This is a genomic window from Arthrobacter sp. BGA-UO-ETr-C19 (assembly GCF_059568005.1).
In genome coordinates this window covers 17,626-34,591 of record NZ_JCAQPC010000019.1, presented here as the reverse complement: position 1 = coordinate 34,591, position 16,966 = coordinate 17,626, and the positions used below count along the sequence as shown (strand labels likewise).

19 protein-coding genes are annotated in these 16,966 nt (G+C 68.3%); 10 read left to right on the top strand and 9 right to left on the bottom strand.

All coding sequences use genetic code 11. The features are described from left to right. Positions 1-39: 39 nt before the first annotated feature. Both AC57BR_RS11595 and AC57BR_RS11590 read right to left on the bottom strand, forming a co-directional pair. Positions 40-447, bottom strand: a complete 408-nt coding sequence (locus AC57BR_RS11595; RefSeq protein WP_496360632.1) for a (R)-mandelonitrile lyase — start codon at positions 445-447, stop codon at positions 40-42. Further along, the gene (locus tag AC57BR_RS11590; protein WP_496360630.1) at positions 444-1,316 is read right to left on the bottom strand and encodes a helix-turn-helix transcriptional regulator; all 873 of its coding nucleotides are present in this window, start codon (positions 1,314-1,316) and stop codon (positions 444-446) included. The genes AC57BR_RS11595 and AC57BR_RS11590 overlap by 4 nt, the downstream gene beginning before the upstream one ends. Before the next feature lie 164 nt (positions 1,317-1,480). Between AC57BR_RS11590 and AC57BR_RS11585 the strand changes: the two genes are divergently transcribed. Continuing rightward, on the top strand, positions 1,481-1,792 hold the full coding sequence (locus AC57BR_RS11585) for a carboxymuconolactone decarboxylase family protein (protein ID WP_496360628.1): 312 nt from the start codon (positions 1,481-1,483) through the stop codon (positions 1,790-1,792). Here AC57BR_RS11585 and AC57BR_RS11580 read toward each other — a convergent pair. After that, positions 1,780-2,757 carry an aldo/keto reductase gene (locus tag AC57BR_RS11580; protein ID WP_496360872.1) on the bottom strand — a complete coding sequence of 326 codons (978 nt, stop codon included), beginning with the start codon at positions 2,755-2,757 and terminating at the stop codon, positions 1,780-1,782. The genes AC57BR_RS11585 and AC57BR_RS11580 overlap by 13 nt on opposite strands. A gap of 114 nt (positions 2,758-2,871) precedes the next feature. Here AC57BR_RS11580 and AC57BR_RS11575 point away from each other — a divergent pair, with 114 nt between their 5' ends. Continuing rightward, positions 2,872-3,759, top strand: a complete 888-nt coding sequence (locus AC57BR_RS11575) for a helix-turn-helix transcriptional regulator (RefSeq protein WP_496360626.1) — start codon at positions 2,872-2,874, stop codon at positions 3,757-3,759. Here AC57BR_RS11575 and AC57BR_RS11570 read toward each other — a convergent pair. The 4 genes from AC57BR_RS11570 to AC57BR_RS11555 form a co-directional block, all read right to left on the bottom strand. Continuing rightward, positions 3,648-5,543 carry a glycoside hydrolase family 15 protein gene (locus AC57BR_RS11570; RefSeq protein ID WP_496360624.1) on the bottom strand — a complete coding sequence of 632 codons (1,896 nt, stop codon included), beginning with the start codon at positions 5,541-5,543 and terminating at the stop codon, positions 3,648-3,650. The two genes, AC57BR_RS11575 and AC57BR_RS11570, sit on opposite strands and share 112 nt — an antisense overlap. A gap of 25 nt (positions 5,544-5,568) precedes the next feature. Then, positions 5,569-6,045, bottom strand: a complete 477-nt coding sequence (locus AC57BR_RS11565) for a hypothetical protein (protein ID WP_236807554.1) — start codon at positions 6,043-6,045, stop codon at positions 5,569-5,571. A 136-nt stretch (positions 6,046-6,181) separates the two neighbouring features. Beyond that, positions 6,182-7,444, bottom strand: coding sequence for a flavin-containing monooxygenase (locus tag AC57BR_RS11560; RefSeq protein ID WP_496360622.1), 1,263 nt, complete (start codon positions 7,442-7,444; stop codon positions 6,182-6,184). A gap of 2 nt (positions 7,445-7,446) precedes the next feature. Continuing rightward, positions 7,447-7,833: a TfoX/Sxy family protein gene (locus tag AC57BR_RS11555; protein ID WP_496360620.1), complete on the bottom strand. Its 387-nt coding sequence runs from the start codon at positions 7,831-7,833 to the stop codon at positions 7,447-7,449. Positions 7,834-8,078: 245 nt separating this feature from the next. On the opposite strand from AC57BR_RS11555, the gene AC57BR_RS11550 reads away from it, so the two are divergent. The 6 genes from AC57BR_RS11550 to AC57BR_RS11525 all read left to right on the top strand — a co-directional run bounded on the left by AC57BR_RS11550 (position 8,079) and on the right by AC57BR_RS11525 (position 12,348). Continuing rightward, the gene (locus AC57BR_RS11550; protein WP_496360618.1) at positions 8,079-8,546 is read left to right on the top strand and encodes a hypothetical protein; all 468 of its coding nucleotides are present in this window, start codon (positions 8,079-8,081) and stop codon (positions 8,544-8,546) included. Beyond that, on the top strand, positions 8,543-9,769 hold the full coding sequence (locus AC57BR_RS11545) for an Nramp family divalent metal transporter (RefSeq protein WP_496360616.1): 1,227 nt from the start codon (positions 8,543-8,545) through the stop codon (positions 9,767-9,769). The genes AC57BR_RS11550 and AC57BR_RS11545 overlap by 4 nt, the downstream gene beginning before the upstream one ends. Beyond that, positions 9,766-10,197, top strand: a complete 432-nt coding sequence (locus AC57BR_RS11540; RefSeq protein ID WP_496360614.1) for a hypothetical protein — start codon at positions 9,766-9,768, stop codon at positions 10,195-10,197. Before AC57BR_RS11545 ends, AC57BR_RS11540 begins: the two co-directional genes overlap by 4 nt. Next, positions 10,184-10,531, top strand: a complete 348-nt coding sequence (locus AC57BR_RS11535) for a PRC-barrel domain-containing protein (protein WP_496360612.1) — start codon at positions 10,184-10,186, stop codon at positions 10,529-10,531. The genes AC57BR_RS11540 and AC57BR_RS11535 overlap by 14 nt, the downstream gene beginning before the upstream one ends. A 257-nt stretch (positions 10,532-10,788) precedes the next feature. Continuing rightward, positions 10,789-10,992, top strand: coding sequence for a cold-shock protein (locus AC57BR_RS11530; RefSeq protein WP_003806113.1), 204 nt, complete (start codon positions 10,789-10,791; stop codon positions 10,990-10,992). Between the two features lie 99 nt (positions 10,993-11,091). Further along, positions 11,092-12,348: a plasmid pRiA4b ORF-3 family protein gene (locus AC57BR_RS11525; RefSeq protein WP_496360609.1), complete on the top strand. Its 1,257-nt coding sequence runs from the start codon at positions 11,092-11,094 to the stop codon at positions 12,346-12,348. A gap of 41 nt (positions 12,349-12,389) precedes the next feature. Here AC57BR_RS11525 and AC57BR_RS11520 read toward each other — a convergent pair whose 3' ends face one another. Continuing rightward, a complete protein-coding gene (locus AC57BR_RS11520) occupies positions 12,390-14,219 on the bottom strand; it encodes an AfsR/SARP family transcriptional regulator (RefSeq protein WP_496360607.1) in 1,830 nt (609 codons plus the stop codon). A gap of 118 nt (positions 14,220-14,337) precedes the next feature. On the opposite strand from AC57BR_RS11520, the gene AC57BR_RS11515 reads away from it, so the two are divergent. Beyond that, positions 14,338-14,502 carry a hypothetical protein gene (locus AC57BR_RS11515; protein ID WP_496360605.1) on the top strand — a complete coding sequence of 55 codons (165 nt, stop codon included), beginning with the start codon at positions 14,338-14,340 and terminating at the stop codon, positions 14,500-14,502. A 187-nt stretch (positions 14,503-14,689) separates the two neighbouring features. After that, positions 14,690-16,042: a Na+/H+ antiporter NhaA gene (nhaA, locus tag AC57BR_RS11510; RefSeq protein WP_496360603.1), complete on the top strand. Its 1,353-nt coding sequence runs from the start codon at positions 14,690-14,692 to the stop codon at positions 16,040-16,042. Positions 16,043-16,076: 34 nt separating this feature from the next. On the opposite strand, the gene AC57BR_RS11505 is transcribed toward nhaA, so the two are convergent. Continuing rightward, positions 16,077-16,811 (bottom strand): FadR/GntR family transcriptional regulator, encoded by a 735-nt coding sequence (locus tag AC57BR_RS11505; RefSeq protein ID WP_496360601.1) that lies wholly within the window; start codon positions 16,809-16,811, stop codon positions 16,077-16,079. Between the last annotated feature and the right edge of the window lie 155 nt (positions 16,812-16,966).

Genomic DNA, 16,966 nt, shown 5'->3' with positions numbered 1-16,966 from the left:
CGTGATGCTGTTCGAAACAACCGATCCCGGGCGGGGGGATCAGGACTGGGTGCCGTTGTACTCGGCGTCGGTGATGTGCTCCAGCCAGGTGGTGGTCGTGGCGGGATCGTCACCGCTCTCCAGCATGGCGATGTGCTCCATGAAGCAGCCGGGTGCCGCAGCATGCCAGTGCTCTTCGCCGGGCGGGGTGTACAGGGTCTGGCCGGGGCGGACCTCGATGATGGTGCCGTCGCGGCCGCCGAACCGGGCGACGCCCTGGGTGACGCGGAGGTACTGTCCGCGGGCGTGGGAGTGCCAGGCGGTGCGGGCACCCGGGGCGAACCGCACGGTCGCGACCACCATGCGCTGGTCGCCTTCGTGGGGAAGCGCGATGGGGTCCAGCCACACGTCACCGGCGAACTGCTCGGGCGGGTTCTTGCCGGTGGGGTTGGTGGGTTCGATGTTCATGCGTTCTCCTTGCTGGTTGTGGAAGTCGATTCTGTCGCCGCCCAACTGGCGAGCAGCCGAAGGGCGTCCTCCGACGGGGTGCCGGGGTCGGCGCTGTAGGCGGTGAGCGTGAGCCCGGGCGCGTTCGGGAGCATCAGGGCGTCGAACGCCAGGTGGAGGTCTCCGACGGCGGGGTGTCGGAAGTCCTTGTAGCCTCCCCGGTGGAGGCGCACGTCGTGCCGTGCCCACCGGGTGCGGAAGTCTTCCGAACAGGTGGACAGTTCCCCGATCAGCTCGGTAAGGGACTTGTTGAACGGGTCACGGCCCGCCTCGGTGTGGAGGATCGCCACCGAGGTGTCGGCCGCCTTCTCCCAGTCGGGGTACAGGACGTGTGAGCGGTGGTCGAGGAAGGCGAAACGTGCGAGGTTCACGGTTCCGGTATTCTGGCTGTACGCCTCGGAGTACAAGGCACGCCCGAGGCCGTTGATCGCCAGGATGTCCAGCCGGCCGTTGCGGACAAACGCGGGCACGCCCACCATGGAGTCCAGCAGCCTCTGCACGCTGGGTGTCACCGCCTCGCTGGGCTTGCGCCGCGGCCGTGCCGAAGGTGACGCCGCCCGGGCCAGATTGTAGAGGTGCTCGCGTTCGGCGTCGTTCAGTTGGAGCGCCCTGGCGAGCGACTCGAGCACGCTTTCGGAGACCCCGGCAAGGGAGCCGCGTTCGAGTTTGGTGTAGTACTCCACCGAGACGCCGGCCAGCAGGGCGACCTCTTCGCGCCGCAGCCCGGGGACGCGCCGGGTGCCACCGAACGAGGGCAGGCCCGCTTGCTCCGGGGTGAGCTTCGCCCGCCGGGTGCCGAGGAACTCACGGATCTCGCTGCGGTTGTCCATGCCGACCACGCTACGTGCACCGTCCGGTTCCGCGGGAGGCCCTGTCAGTACCATGCTTCTGCGGACCCCGTATCGGCCAGGGCTCCCGCGCGGCCCGAGGTGCGTGTTGACTCGTGTCATGACCGGCCTACCCCGGTGAAAGCCCGCTGAAAGGAAGAAGCACCATGCCCGAAAACCCCCTCGCCGACTTCGCCCCAACGCTCGTCGGCTACACGAACGACGTCCTGTTCGGCCAGGTGTGGGAACGCGCCGAGCTGTCCCCTCGTGACCGCAGCCTCATCACGGTTGCGGCGCTGGTGGCCGGCGGCAACACCGAGCAGCTGACCTTCCACCTCGACTACGCCAAGACGTACGGCCTCACCGAGCAGGAGCTCATCGAGGCCATCACCCACCTCGCCTTCTACGCCGGCTGGCCCAAGGCGATGTCGGCCATGACCGTCGCGAAGGACGTAGCCGGAACTGATCACCAGGCATAGGCCTGCGGGGCTTCGCCTGGTCCGGGCCAGATCCGGTCGAGCCGTTCCATGACCGCTGCGTCCAGCCGCACCGAGACTGCGCCGAGGGATGCGCGGAGCTCTTCGACTGTGCGGGGTCCGATGAGCGTGGCGGAGACGACCGGGTTCCGCAGCAGCCAGGCCAGGGCTACCTCCGCCGGCTTCGCGCCCAGCTCCCGGCACAACTTTTCGTACGCGGCGAGCTGGTCGCGGTGCCTTTCGAGCTGCGGATGGACCGGGGCGCCCCGGCCCGATTCGGCGGCCTCGAGGGCCCCGGCGAGCAGTCCCGCGCTGAGGGGGCTGTAGGGGAGAAGGCCGATGCCGAGGTGGCGCAGTGCCGGGACCAGTTCCATCTCTACGGCCCGGTTGGTGAGGTTGTACAGGCTCTGCTCCGAGGTCAGGCCAAGGAAGTGCCGGGCAGAGGCTGCCGACTGGGCGAGGGCGACATCCCAGCCGGCGAAGTTGCTGCTGCCGACGTAGCTGATCTTGCCCTCGCGGACCAGCTGCTCCATCGCCTGCCAGATCTCCTCCCAGGGCGTGGACCGGTCGACGTGGTGCATCTGGTACAGGTCGATGTGATCGGTCTGGAGCCGCCGGAGGCTCGCCTCGCAGGCGCGCCTGATGTGGTACGCCGAGAGCCGGCGGTCGTTCGGGCCCAGTCCCATCGGCTGGTACACCTTAGAAGCCAGTACGACGTCGTCGCGTCGCCCCGTCCGCTGCAGCCACCGGCCGATGATCTCCTCCGAGATCCCGTACCCCTTGGCCATGTCCGGCGTCTGCGGGCCGCCGTACACGTCCGCCGTGTCGAAGAAGTTGACACCGGCCTCGATCGCGGCCTCCATGATCGCGGAACTGGCCGTCTCGTCCGCGGTGAAACCGAAGTTCATGGTCCCCAGCGCGATCCGGCTGACCATTAGTCCGGAGCGCCCCAGGTGGCCGTACGTCATCGTGTGAGTCATGCCCCTACCCTAGGCGCGCGGCGTCGAAGGGAGGGAGGCCGGGCTGAGGGTAGTACCCGCAGGGTATCCCTCAGGGCGGGCGTCTGGTCTACCGTGAAGGGCATGGATAACCGAGCAGAAGTGCGGGAGTTCCTCGGCTCGCGGCGCGGAAGGATTACCCCTCAGCAGGTTGGCTTGCCGGCGGGCGGGAACCGGCGCGTGGCGGGGCTGCGCCGCAACGAAGTCGCCAGCCTTGCGGGCGTGAGCGTGGAGTACTACACCCGGCTTGAGCAGGGCGCCCTCAGCGGCGCGTCCCCGGAGATTCTGGACAGCATTGCCAGGGCGTTGCAGCTGGACGACGCCGAGAGGGCTCACCTGTTCAACCTGGCGCGCGCGGCCGGTCCGGCGGCCCGGCCGCCTCGGCGCCGGAATCCCAAGACCTGGACGCCCCATCCCAGCCTGCAGTGGGTACTCGACGGATTCACCGCGGGGCCGGCCTTTGTCCGCAACGGCCGCCTGGATCTGATTGCCGTCAATGCTGTGGCGCGGGCCATTTACAAGGACGCGTTCGACATGCCGGGTTACCCGCCTAACCTGGCGATCTTCACCTTCCTCGATGAGCGAAGCCGTGACCTGCAGTCGGACTGGGACCGGGCCGCCGACGTTGTCGTCTCCATCCTGCGCACCGAGGCCGGCCGCGACCCGCACAACAGGGAGCTTCACGACCTCGTCGGGGAGCTCTCCACGCGCAGCGAGGAATTCCGGAGCCGCTGGAGCGCCCACAATGTCCGGCACCACGGCACAGGGTTCAAAACCTTCCGCCATCCAATCGTTGGCGAACTCACCTTTTCCTACGAGGGGCTGGAGATGACCTCCGAGCCTGGTCTCACGCTGACCTTCTACACCGCCGAGCCAGGGTCACCCTCCGAAGAGGCGCTGCGTCTGCTTGCGTCCTGGGCCGCCACAGAGTTCCCCCGCACGCCCAGGCAGGAATCAACGGCCGAAGCCTGAGAAGCATCGCGGAGGGCCAGGGCTGCCTGGACCAGTGCGGCGTGGGTCATGGCCTGCGGGTAGTTTCCGAGCAGGGCTCCGGTGGCGGGATCGATCTCCTCGCTGAACAGGCCCAGCGGGCCGGCGATCCCCAGGAGCGCGTCGAACATTTCCGTGGCCTCCGCTGCCCGTCCGGTGAGGGCGAGCGCCTGGGCCAGCCAGAAGGAGCACGGCAGGAACGCCCCCTCGTCGCCGGGCAGCCCGTCCTGGCCGGGCGGGTAGCGGTACAAGAAGGGGTAACCGGCCGACAGCTCCGACCACACCGCATCCACCGTTCCCCGCAGCCGCTCCGAGCCACCGTCCTCGAAACCGGTCACCGGCAGGATCAGCAGGGCCGAGTCGAGGTCGGCGGATCCATAGGAGCGGGTGTACGTGTTCCGGGCCGCGTCGAACCCCCGGGTCCGGATGTCGGCGGCCAGAGCGCTCCTTGCTTCTTCCCACCGGCGCCGCCGCCGGGCACTGGTGCGGTGGCTCTCGGCGATGCGCAGGGCCCGGTCCAGCGCGAGCCAGCCCATGATCTTGGAATGCACGTGGTGCGCGGCATCAGCGCGGATCTCCCAGATGCCCGCGTCCGGTTCCGGCCAGCGCCGCGCCACGAGGTCCGTGAACCCGCGCATCGCCCGCCACGTCTCCGAATTGAGCCGGTGCCCCTGCCGGACGAGGTTCCATGCGGCGTCAATCACCCAGCCGTAGCCGTCGAGCTGATGCTGGTGCGCGGCCCCGTTTCCCATCCTCACCGGAGCGCTGCCCCCGTAGCCCGGCCAGTTCTCCAGGGTGCGCTCGCGGGGGACATGCCCACCGGTCAGGGTCAGCAGGGCAGGCAGCCGGGGCCGCTGCAGCCTGCTCGCGTGCAGCAGCCAGTTCAGGAAGTTCAGGGCCTCCGCGTCTTTGCCCAGTCCGAGGAAGGCGGCGATGCCGATGCTGGCGTCCCGCGGCCAGGCGTACCTGTAGTCCCAGTTCCGGATGCCGCCCGGGTCCTCCGGCAGGGACGTGGTCGGCGCGGCCACGGGCGCGCCCGACGGGGAGTACGTCAGCAGCTTCAGCGTCAGCAGGCTCCGCAGGACCTCTTCGCGAAACGGGACATCCTCGCTGATGTCCGACGCCCACTCCCGCCAGCGGGCCTCGTCGGCCTCCACCAGGTCCCAGGCAGTCTCCGGATCGACCCAGATGAGCGGTTCCGTGTACGCCAGGGCGAGCACCAGCACAACGGGACGTCCGGGCTCAACGGTGATAACCGTCGTCGTGCCCGGCTCCACCCGCAGCCCGCCGCTGCAGCCTAGCGACATGGCCAGGGCGCCCCATTCGCAGACCAGGTGACCGTCCTGCCGGACGCGGGGGCGGAGATGGCGCTCGCCGAGACGGGGATTAAGTTCGACGGCGGCCTCCGCGGGCACGCCTTCGGCCTCCAGCCGCCGGATCAGGAGAGTCGTGGGCAACAACCGGCCGGACACCTCCGCCACCATCGCCTCGGTGAGTGTCAGCGTGCCGCCGTCGGTGGCCCAGACCGTCTCAAGCGTGGCGGTGTGCGGCCGGTACCGGCGGGCGAGGCGCTGGGCGGGCAGGGCGGGGCCGGCGCGGAAGGTGCCCGCCTCCGGACCTCCGAGCAGCGCACCGAAGACGGGATCGCCGTCGAAGGTGGGCGCGCAGAGCCAGTCGATGCCGCCGTCGCCCGAGACCAGGGCGGCCGTGCGCGTGTCTCCCAGCAGCCCGTAGTCCGCGAGGGCGGGGGAGTTTTTGTTGGCCATGGTGCGTCCACCTTTTCCTGGAGGGTCAGCCGGCCGTGAGAAGCAACCCGAGCAGCGAGCCGTAGACCAGATGGGCCGCGACGGCCACCGCAGGGGTCTGGATCCCGTAGTTCAGGCCCAGCAGGCCGGGAGGTTCAAGTGCCGCGCGGCTGGCCGGACCGGCCCTGGTGCTGGCCATCCGGGGATGAATGCCGGGGAGCAGGGGCAGGATGACGGTCAGCGCCACGGCGACGTGAAGGAGTCCCAGCAGGGCGCCGATCCACCACGTGGCCCGGCCCAGCAGCGCAAAGACCGCCGCGTAGCCAAGGGCGAAGACCTGCCCCGCTGCGAGGTGAATGAAGAAGCCGGCGATCCTCGCCTTGTCCGGATCCGGCGTGACGAGGCTGCCCAGAACCAGCGGCAGGTCGAGCCGGGTCCAGCCGGCCATCTGGAAGGCGATCATCACCGCGGTCAGGGCTGTGGTGGCGAGCAGCCCGAACAGCGCCCAGCCCTGCCAATCCATCTCAACCACCCGCACATTCTAAAACTAGATTCTTTAATTTTAGAGTCGACGATGAGCGGCGCACAAGAGAAACGCGGGGTCACTTCCCGCCCAATAAAGGCCCCAAATTGGGCGCTAAGTGACCCCGCGTTGCAGGTCACCGTCCCGCGAGGTGGCCCGCCACGTACTCCGCATCCATTCCCACTGCCGCCACCGTGGACGACGCGTGCCGGGTGAGCCAGGGCAGCCCGACCGCATACAGCCCTGGAACCTCGGTGACGCCGCGTGAATGGCGCGGGTAGTTCCACTCATCCAGGACAGGGATGTCCAGGAAGCCGAAGTCCAGCCCGTAGCCGGTGCTCCAGATGACGGACGTGATGCCCTCGGCGTCGAGGTCGAGGCGCGCCCCGGACGAGGAAGGCTGCCAGTCGACCGCCGGAACAGGTTCAGCATCTGGTGCCTCGACCCCCGCCGCCAAAATGTACGCGTCCAGCATCACCTGCATCCGCTGCCCGAACGCTGATTCCACCAGCCCCATGCGGGCGGCGAGGTCGTCGCTGAAGGTGATGGCGCCGTCGTCCGTTCCCTCAAAGTGGCCGTGCAGCCGGACGCCGCGGCGGACCAGGTCCCGCAGGCGGATGCTGTGCCCGCCGTCGTTGCCGGAGACCAGCGGATTGCACATGAACCGCGCGGCGGGTGACGGAAGCTGCGCGGCCTGGAGGCCGTTGATGCCGTAATCGGGCCCGTGCAGGTTGACCTCGAGGAGCCAGTAGAACGTGTCCTGCCCGCGGTAGCGCCGCGGCGCCTCGGGGCAGGCCGACACGGACAAGTGCACCTCCCGGCCGGCAGCGAGCAGGTCCTCGGTGATCTGGCCGCCCGACTGACCTGTCCCCACCACCAGCACCGCGCCGTCGGGCAGCTGCGCCGGGTTGCGGTAGTCATGGCTGTGCAGCTGCGTAATGCGCTGGGGGAGTTTGGCGGCCGACGCCGGGATCCGCGGCCGCTGATAGGCCCCGTTCGCCAGCACGACGTTCCGAGCCAGCCAGCGCCCCTGGTTCGTGTCGACGGCGAACCCGCCGTCCGCCGCCGCAACCCGGGTCACTCCGGTCCCCAGCTGCACCGGTGCCGCAATCCGCCGGGCGTACTCGCGGAAGAGCCCGATCACCTCGTCGCGGGGCAGGAACGCGTCCGGCTCCGGCCCGTCGTACGTCATCCCCGGCAGTAGGAACGCGAAGTTGGGCGTATTCAAATAGAACGAGTCCCAGCGGTCCTGCCAGGCGCCGCCCAGCTGGGGTCGCTGTTCCAGCAGCAGGTGTTCGACGCCGGCCCGGCTCAGCCAGTAGCTCGTGGCCAGGCCCGCCTGCCCGGCCCCGATGACCAGGGTGTCGATTTCACGCGCGGCGCCGGCGGGGGAGGGCATGGCTACTTCTTCGCGGCCCTGGGCTTGGGTTCCTTGGCGGCCTTCGGCGGCAGGCTCGAGACGTACGCGAACGCCTTCTCCGTCCAGGCCCTGGCCCGCGCGTCATCGCCGTCGCCCTCCTCGTTCCACATCTCCGGCAGGCCCGTGTACCCGCCCATGGGACGCTCGGCGGGACCGAAGGGAACCGTCCGCTCCGAGGACTCGAGCACTTCACGGTCCTCATCGGAGAGCTTGATGCCGATGGTCGGCCCGAACAGCCCGGCGAACATATTGCCGTTCACGAATGCCCCCAGGTTCCCGAACATTGGCTTGATGACCACCCCGGGATGGTCGGGCACCACGGTCCGGAAGTGTTCCTTGTCGGCCTCGGTCGCTTTGGGCATTTCCATCGTGCACCTCCGGGTAGCAGGGCTCAGGCGGCATGTCACGGGCGCGGCCCAGCGCCGTCCCATGCCGGGATCATACGCCCGGCCGCCGGCCCCGGCCACCGTTTCGGGCCGCCCGGCAACTTCCCCTCCCCGCGCTCTAAAGTTTCCCCGCACGCAGTGCTATACATAGCTCAAGGCAACCAAATGCGCGGCTGTCTGCAGTGGCGATTCGGACGAACCGGGCCCGCCCGGAGGCTGGAGGAGAGGTGCTGACCAGGCCGGCCGGAGCGCGGCCCAGCCCCCAGGTACTCCTCACCGCTGCCTGTCTGGGTGCCCTCCTCACCTCATGCTCGGCCGGCGGCGCCGTCACGGACACCGTCTCCACCGCCGCCCAGGACAGCTCCTCCGCCATCGCCACCGCCAAGCTCGCCGTCGGCCTGGATTCCGGCGGCAAGCTCACCCGGGCCGCCACCTCCACCGCGCTCGACGATGCCCTCAAGGAAGTGCAGACCAGCCGCGACACCGTCCTGCGGCTCTCGCCCACCTCGCCCGGGGACCGGCAGGTGCGCGAGGACGCGCTGAAGGTCCTGGACAGTTCCGCCGCCGGCCTCACCACCGCGCGGGACGCCGTTTCGTCCGACGACGGCGGGCCGTCCCTTTCGGACGGAGCCCGGGCGCTCGCCGCGGCTGAGGACGCGCTCAAGCAGCTCACGGCCAAGGTGGGCGGGAAATGAAACGCCTGCTCGGCGTCGCCCTCGGCATCCTGACCGCCATCGGCGGCTTCGTGGACATCGGCGACCTGGTGACCAACGCCGTCGTCGGATCCCGGTTCGGTCTGTCGCTGGTGTGGGTGGTGCTGGTGGGCGTTGTGGGCATCTGCGTGTTCGCCAACATGTCCGGGCGGGTGGCGGCAGCCTCCGGCCGGGCCACCTTCGAGGTGATCCGTGAACGGCTGGGGCCGCGGGCCGGGCTGGCGAACCTGTCCGCGTCCTTCCTCATCAACCTGATGACGGTGACCGCGGAAATCGGCGGCATCGCACTGGCCCTGCAGCTGGCCAGCAGCGTCAATTACCTGCTCTGGATTCCGCTGGCGGCGGTGGCGGTGTGGCTGGTGATCTGGCGGGTCAAGTTCTCCATCATGGAAAACGTCACCGGGCTCCTGGGCCTGACGCTGGTCGTCTTCGCGGTGGCGCTGTTCCTGCTGAAGCCGGACTGGGGCAACCTGGGCAGCCAGGTCATTCCCGCCGTCCCGGCCGAGGAAACCGGCGCCACCTACTGGTACTTCGCCATCGCCCTGTTCGGCGCCGCCATGACCCCGTACGAGGTGTTCTTCTTCTCGTCCGGCGCTGTGGAGGAGGGGTGGAAGATCAAGGACCTGATCCAGTCGCGGATCAACGTCCTGGTGGGGTTCCCTCTGGGCGGGCTGTTGTCCGTCGCGATCGCCGCGTGCGCCGCCGTCGTGCTCCTGCCGGCCGGGATCGCCGTCACGTCCCTCTCCCAGGTGATCCTCCCGGTGGCGGCGGGTGCCGGGAAGCTGGGGCTCGCCGTCGTTCTTGTTGGCCTTGTGGCCGCGACGTTCGGGGCCGCCCTGGAGACGACGCTCTCCAGCGGCTACACCCTGGCGCAGTTCTTCGGCTGGTCCTGGGGCAAGTTCCGTAAGCCCGCGGAGGCCGCGCGGTTCCATCTGGCCATGATCATCTGCCTGCTGGTGGGCATCGCGGTGCTGGCCACGGGCGTGGATCCGGTGCTGGTGACCGAATACTCGGTGGTGTTCTCCGCGGTGGCGCTGCCGCTGACGTACCTGCCCATCCTGATCGTCGCGAACGACCCCCAGTACATGGGCAAGCACGTCAACGGCCGGGGCGTGAACGTGGTGGCGATGGTCTACCTCGTGGTGATCCTCGTGGCCTCGCTGGCGGCCATACCCCTGATGATCGTGACAGGAGCCGGCGCATGAAAACACCCCGCCCGCTGCCATCCGTTCCCCGGGTCGCCGGGCAGACCCTGGACGCGCAGCTGCACCTGCTGGACCGCCAGGTCCTGGACAGCGACGGCGTCCCCGTCACCACCGTGGACGACCTCGAACTCGGCGTCCCTGAGGGCGGGCCTGAGCTTCCGTTCGGGACGGCGATTCCCGGGGGGACGCCGGCGCCGGTGCTCACCGCGCTGCTGACCGGCCCCGTCCTGGGGACGCGCATCTTCGGCGGCAGGCCGCCGTCGTCCCGGCTGATCCGGATCCCGTGGATGGATGTGGCCGACGTCGGCGTGGTGGTCCGGCTCGGCGTCAGCGGCCAGGGCCTCGACGCCGACTGGGTGGAACGCTGGATCCGCGACAAGATCATTGCCCGGATTCCGGGGTCGGGAGGCCGCCGTGATCCTCGGTGACCTTTTGGGCACTCCGGTGCATGACGACGACGGGGTGCGGCTGGGGCGCGTGGCCGACGCCCGGTTTGTGGTGGACGGCGCCCCGCGCCGGCTGATGGCCGACGCCCGGCTGCTGGGCCTGGTGGTCAGCCCGCACAGCTGGTCCTCGTTCCTGGGGTACGAGCGGAACAGCCTCACGCAGCCGTGGCCGCTGCCCAAGCTGCTGCGGTGGCGGCACCGCGGATCCTTCTTCGTCATGTGGGAGGACATTGCGGTGCTGGGCGACCGGTCCGTCCGGCTGCGGCCCGGGTACACGGCGTACAGTCCGGCGCTGGACGGGAACGGGCAGGAGTAAGTTTCTTCTTTTCAGGGCCGGCCGGGGGACCCGGCGCCGGCTATATGACGCCTCCTTAATGGTTGTTCCTGCAAGTTTGGCAATGTTGCTCGCGGATGTCCTGTAGAGTTGATCACGTTGTTGTGTTTGCAGTTGGTAGTTCAGGCAGTACGCGCGGTCGAAAGTCCGTGTTCTTCTGAAGTAGCGGTATTGAACACCCCACACCGGAGGACCCGAAAGTCGGGACTTTTCCTCCACCTTCACGAAGGACAAAAATAATGGCTACTGGCACCGTCAAATGGTTTAACGCTGAAAAGGGCTTCGGCTTCATCTCCCCGGACGACTCCTCGCAGGACGTTTTCGCGCACTACTCCGCGATCAACTCCTCCGGCTTCCGCTCCCTCGAAGAGAACCAGAAGGTCTCCTTCGAAACCGAGCAGGGCCCCAAGGGTCCCCAGGCCGTCAACATCCAGGCCATCTAATTTCCTAGATAACCTGGGACCGCAAGGTTTCTGAACAGGGCCCGTCTCCGGACGGGCCCTGTTTTTTGTTAACCCGGGTGTGCTGGAACAATTGCCGTCATGCAACCAACCGGCACCGTCCCTGGCTTCGATCTGCGGATCAGCATCCAAGGCACCGAACCGGAGATCTGGCGGCGGCTGCAGCTCCCTGAAACCGTCATCGTCCCGGAATTCCACCGTGTGCTACAAACCGCCTTCGGATGGGAGAACCGGCACCTCTACGGGATCCGCTGTACTGACGTCCGTGGAGAAGCGCGCGTCATCGTCGGTCCGGACCAAGCGGCCGAGGACATCGACGCGGAGCCGGCGTCCGGCGTCGCACTTTTTGAACTCCTGGACGCACGGCGGACCGGACCCTCCAACTTCGAATACGAATACGACTTCGGCGACGCCTGGACGCACACTGTCGAGGTGATGGGGCCCGCCGAGCTTCCCGCGGGGACCCTGCGCTGTTCAGGCGGTGCCAACCGCGGCCCGGTGGAGGACTCCGGCGGTCCGTACGGCTACCGGCGGGTCATTGAGGTCCTGGCAGACTCCGGGCACCCGGAATACAGGGACACTGCCGGCTGGTACAAGTTGGTCAGCGGCGAGGACCCGGTGACCTTCGCTCCTGCCGCGTTCGACGCCAGCGCCCTCAACGCCCGGCTGGACGAGCTTGCCCTGCAGCTCTGGCCGGAGCCGCCCACGGACGGCGAGATCGGCGCCGTCGTCCATCCGGTTCACTGGTTCCTGTCCCAGGTTCCCGCCGACGGGCTGGAGCTGACGAAGGACGGCTATCTCAAGCCGGCCTTCGTCAAGGAGACCTTCCAAGCCCTCGGCCTGGACGACCGCTGGATCGGCAAGGCCAACCGAGAGGTCCAGACCCTGCCCGTCCTGCACCTCCGGGAGCAGCTCCAGGCCTGGAAACTGCTGCGGAAGTCGAAGGGCCGCCTGCTGCTCTCACCCGCCGGCCGCAAAATGTACGACGGCGGCCGTCCCCTGTGGGATTTTCTCGCCAATGCCGTCGGGAACCCGCCGGAGGAAGCGGCAGCCATCGTGAACGGCCTCGTGGTGCGGTGGTTGCTCGACGGCACCACGCCACGCTGGGACGAGCGAGCACGGATCATCGCCGACGTCCTCAACGTCGAAGGGTTCCGCACCAAGGCCGGGGCGCCCATCCCGCTGGACCTGGCCCATGAAATGTATCTCCGCACCCATTGGACCCTGGACTGCCTGCCGCTGACGGTTCCCGGCGGCCGCTTTACTGACGCTCCCGGGCTAACCGACGGCGGCCGTAAGTTCCTGCTTCATGTGCAGGGGCTGCTCAACGCGGGATAGGCGCTGACGATTCCGGTTTCGGCAGACTCAACCAGCGGTTGTCAGAGCTGGCCGCGGGCCGTCAGGAACGTGGTCAGCGCGGGGTTTTCGATTTCCTTCGCCAGCCAGGGAACGGCCTGGGCGGCGGCCTCGTCACCGAGCACGGCGCGGTGGGACTGCGCCCGGACCGCGAACTCGCGCATTCCGCTCCGGCTCGCAAGTGCCCCAAGCCGTTCCGCCACTTCTCCGGCCCGCTCAGACCGTGCCGCGATGGCCACTTCCGCCGCAACGTCCAGCAGCCGGGCCGAATACCAGAGGTACCAGGGCTTGGGCTCCATCCCCCTGTCCACCCAGTGCTGTGCCGCGGCGAGGTCACCGTGGGCCAGGAACAGGCGGGCTTCGGCCCCCGCCGCGAGGGCCATATAGCAGTGGTCCCCGGCCAGGTCCGCCATCACCCACGACCGGTCGATCATTTCGGCGGCTGCCTCAAGGTGGCCGGCCGCGAGGTACGTTTCGCCGCGCACTCCGGCCACAAACGGCTCGAACGCTGTCCAGTGCTCGGCGAGAATCCATTCCAGTGCATGGTCCAGGGTCTCGGCCGCGAGGTCCAGCTCCCCGCGCAGCAGCCACACGCGGCCAAGGAGCGCGCTGCTGAACGCCAGCTGCCGGCGGTTCCGCGCCTCCCGGGCCAGCCGGACGGACGCGGTCAGCGCATCCACCGCGTCGCCGTAGCGGGCGGTGTCCGACGCCAGCATGCCCTGGATTGCCAGGACCCGCGCCTGCTCCTCGGGGAATCCGGCGGCGGCAGAGCTGGCCCGGTGCAGCCAGCCGGCCGCCCGGTCCGGGACACCCCGCTGCACGGACAAGTACCCCAGCTCGCGGTAAGCCGCCGCCGCAGTCGGGGACCCGCCGTCGTACTTTTCCGGCGGCGCCCCGGCCGCCGGTGCTTCGGCTGACAGCGCCCGGTGCAGGAAATCCGCCACCTCCGCGCCGCGGCCACCCGCCTGGTGGATCATCGCGCCGGCCAGCGTCACCAGCGACTCGGCGAGGAGATGCCGGTCCGGAGTGCGCTGGGCCAGGACGACGGCGAGCCGCAGCTGATCCAGCCCGCGGTCCACGGCTCCGGCCGAGAGTGAGGCGCCGCCGGCGTCGAGATAGGACCGGACGGTCGCCGCGGTGGCGGGAATCCCCGGGTCCGCCTCGGGGTCCGCACCGGACAGGGCACGCCGGATTTCCGGCGGCAGCGGCAAACCCAGGTCATCGCGGTAGAGGTTGGCGCACTTGGTCACATGCTCGCGGGCATGCCGGTGCTCGCCGGCCGCCACCAGCGCCCTGACCAGCACCGCGTTGCAGTCGGTGTGGAACGGGTCCCGCTGCAGCGCCCGCGAGGCCAACTCCACTGCCTCCCGCGGATCGCCCGAAGCTAAAGCGGCGAGTGCGGATTCGTAGAGCAGGGACTGTCCGCAGTTCTCCAGCCGGTAACGCTGGTCTGCCAGCCACGAATCAAAAACCGGGCAATCGCCGAAGGACAAGCCCTCCAGCAGCTGGCCGTTCAGACTTTGTGGGTCGAGACGGGGGATGGCACGCGCCCCGACCAGCTCGACGGCGTCGCAGCGCCAAGCCGGCCGCATCTCCAGCCGCAGGGGATCGCCGTCGAGCGTTACACCGGCGAGCGATCGCCGGAGCTCGGAGAGGTTCCAGCGCAGCGCACCGAGCGGATCGGCAGCATCCGGAAACAGCAGCGCGGCGGTCCTCGACCGGCCGGTGCCCGCCGCCTGCAGGGCGAGGTAGGCCAACACAGCCCAGGCCTTGCGGCCACGGGGCTGCGCAGGACTTGCGCCAGGGGACTCGATCCGTGGCGGACCGAGGAGCCGGATCCATGTCTCGGCCATACGGCTCATGGTACCGCCGCGGCTTTTCGGTGTCTGCGGTGCCTCACACGCTGGCTCACACGCCTGCCGAACACACTGAAATCACCAATCAGCACCAACACTCATCCGAGGGAAAACCATGGAACTGCTCATCATCATCGCTCTTACGGCACTCTGGGTTGTCGGCGCCACCGTCCGTGCCGTCCTCACCGACGGCCGTGGCCACACACCCGGCGTTCGCTCAACTGAGGCGTGGCACGCAGGGCGGCTGCCCAGCGTTCCGTTCTCCGAGGCGCGGCTTTAAGGCTCGACTTTAAGTCTCGACGGGTTTCGACCAGCTGACCACTGGAGCGCCTCGCCGGGGCACGGCCCGCCCGGGGATCGGACCCGGGCCGTTCGTGTCAGGGCGGCCCCAGCCCATAGACTGGAGGCAGGTGAGCCGGGAAGTCTGGTCGGCACGGTATTTGTCGACCCAACGAGCAGGACACTTAATGGACCAGAACACACCCTCAGCTTCGCCCCGCGGCGGATCCACCGTATTCGGACGCGGCAGCTATGCCGAAGCGCTGCGCATCGGGGCGATACTGCGGAAAGAAACCGTCGGCGGCGCACTGCTGGTCGTCGCAGCCGTCGTCGCGCTCATCTGGGCCAACTCACCCTTGGCCGAGAGCTATTTCGCACTCCGGGACTTCCGGATCGGCTACGAGCCCTGGCACCTTAACCTCAGCCTCGGAGCCTGGGCCGCCGACGGCCTGCTGGCAATCTTCTTCTTCCTCGTCGGACTCGAACTCAAACGGGAGTTCGTCGCCGGAGACCTGCGCCAGATCAGCAAATCCATCGTCCCCATCGCCGCCGCCGTCGGCGGCGTCGCTGTGCCCGCGGTCATCTACGCCCTGGTCAACCTCTCGAGTCCGGAGATGGTGCGGGGGTGGGCCATCCCCACCGCCACGGATATCGCCTTCGCCGTTGCCGTCCTGGCGATCATCGGCTCCCACCTGCCTAGCGCCCTGCGGATCTTCCTGCTCACCCTCGCCGTGGTCGATGATCTGATCGCAATCAGCATCATTGCCATCTTCTACTCCAGCGATATTCAGCCCGGGCCGCTGCTGCTGGCACTGATTCCGCTGGGGCTTTACACCTTCCTCGCCCAGAAATACCGCCGCTTCTTCGGAACCCGGCTTGTAGCTGCATGGCTCATCCTGCTGCCACTGGGCATCGCCACCTGGGCGCTCGTGCATGCCTCAGGCATCCACGCCACCGTCGCCGGCGTGCTCCTGGGGTTCGCCGTGCCCGTGATCCGCTCCCAGGCCAGCGGCGGTCCGGAAGCCGGTCCCGGCCTCGCGGAGACCTTCGAACACCGCTTCCGCCCCATCTCCGCCGGCATCGCCGTGCCGATCTTCGCGTTCTTCTCTGCCGGAGTCGCCGTCGGAGGATGGGAAGGACTGGTCTCGGCCCTGACCGACCCGGTAACCCTGGGCATCATCCTCGCCCTCGTGCTGGGTAAGCCTGCCGGGATCCTCGGCACCACCTGGGTTCTCACGAAGGCAACCAGGGCAAGGCTGGATGATTCCTTCAAATGGATCGACATCTTCGGAGTCTCCGTCCTGGCCGGAATAGGTTTCACTGTCTCCCTGCTGGTGGCTGAACTCAGTTTCGGGCACGGAAGCATCCACGACGACCACGCCAAAGTCGGCATCCTGACGGCGTCTCTTATTGCTGCCCTGCTGGCAGCAGCCGTCCTCAGCACCAGAAACCGCCAATACCGGCTGGCGGAAGCCGAAGAGGAAATCGACGCCGACCAGAACGGCATCCCTGACGCCTACGAACAGGACCACCGCTCCTGAGCGCAGAGCGGGAGTGTGCCGCCGGTCCCCTGGGTTAGTGCAGCCCCATCGCATTCCGCACTTCGTCGAGGATGTGGTGCATGGCCGTCTCTGCCGCCGTGGCGTCCCCGCCGGCGACCGCTGCGGCCACTGCCTCGTGCGCGGCCAGGGCTTCGGGCCGGGGCTTGAACGGCATGAGGCCCTGCTTGGTGCGGCTGGTGAGCACCTCGGCCACCATGCCCTCGAGCGAGGAAAACATCTCGTTGCCGCAGCTTGTCAGCACCAGCCGGTGGTAGGCGATGTCTGCCGCCAGGAACGCCTCCAATTCACCGGCTTCACCCAGCCGCCGCAGGTCTGCGGCCAAAGCCACCAATTGGCTGCGTTCCGCGGCGCTGGCCCGGCGCGCAGCACCGGCCGCTGCAATGGGTTCGACGGCGATGCGCAGCTCGGTCAGGCTGGCGTACTGCTGCGCGCGGCGCTCTGAGGCGAGGCGCCAGCGCACCAGTTTGGGATCGTAAACGTTCCAGCGTTCCGGGTTTTGCACCACAATCCCCACGCGCCGGCGCGAGTAGATCAGGTTCATCGACTCGAGGACCTTCATCGTGTCCCGCGCCACCGTCCGGGACACGCTGTACTCCTGTTGAAGACCCTCAAGGGTCAGGCGGCTCCCGGGGCCAAGACGCCCGGAAGCGATGGCCACGCCAAGAGCGTCCAGGACGCGTTCATGCATCGCGGGTGATAACCCGCCGTCCTTCGCGTCATCCGCGCTGTCTGATGTCGCCGTCGACATGTTCCTGCCTTCCCTCCGCGCCGAAGGCGCCTCCCAAGACTACCGGACGATGACGGCAAAGATATGACCTGTGACACGAAAAGATAGTATCTTTTGGATGAATTGGTGATACCTTATCTCCAGCGCAGTTCGAATCGGGCTGCAGATTGAGCTTC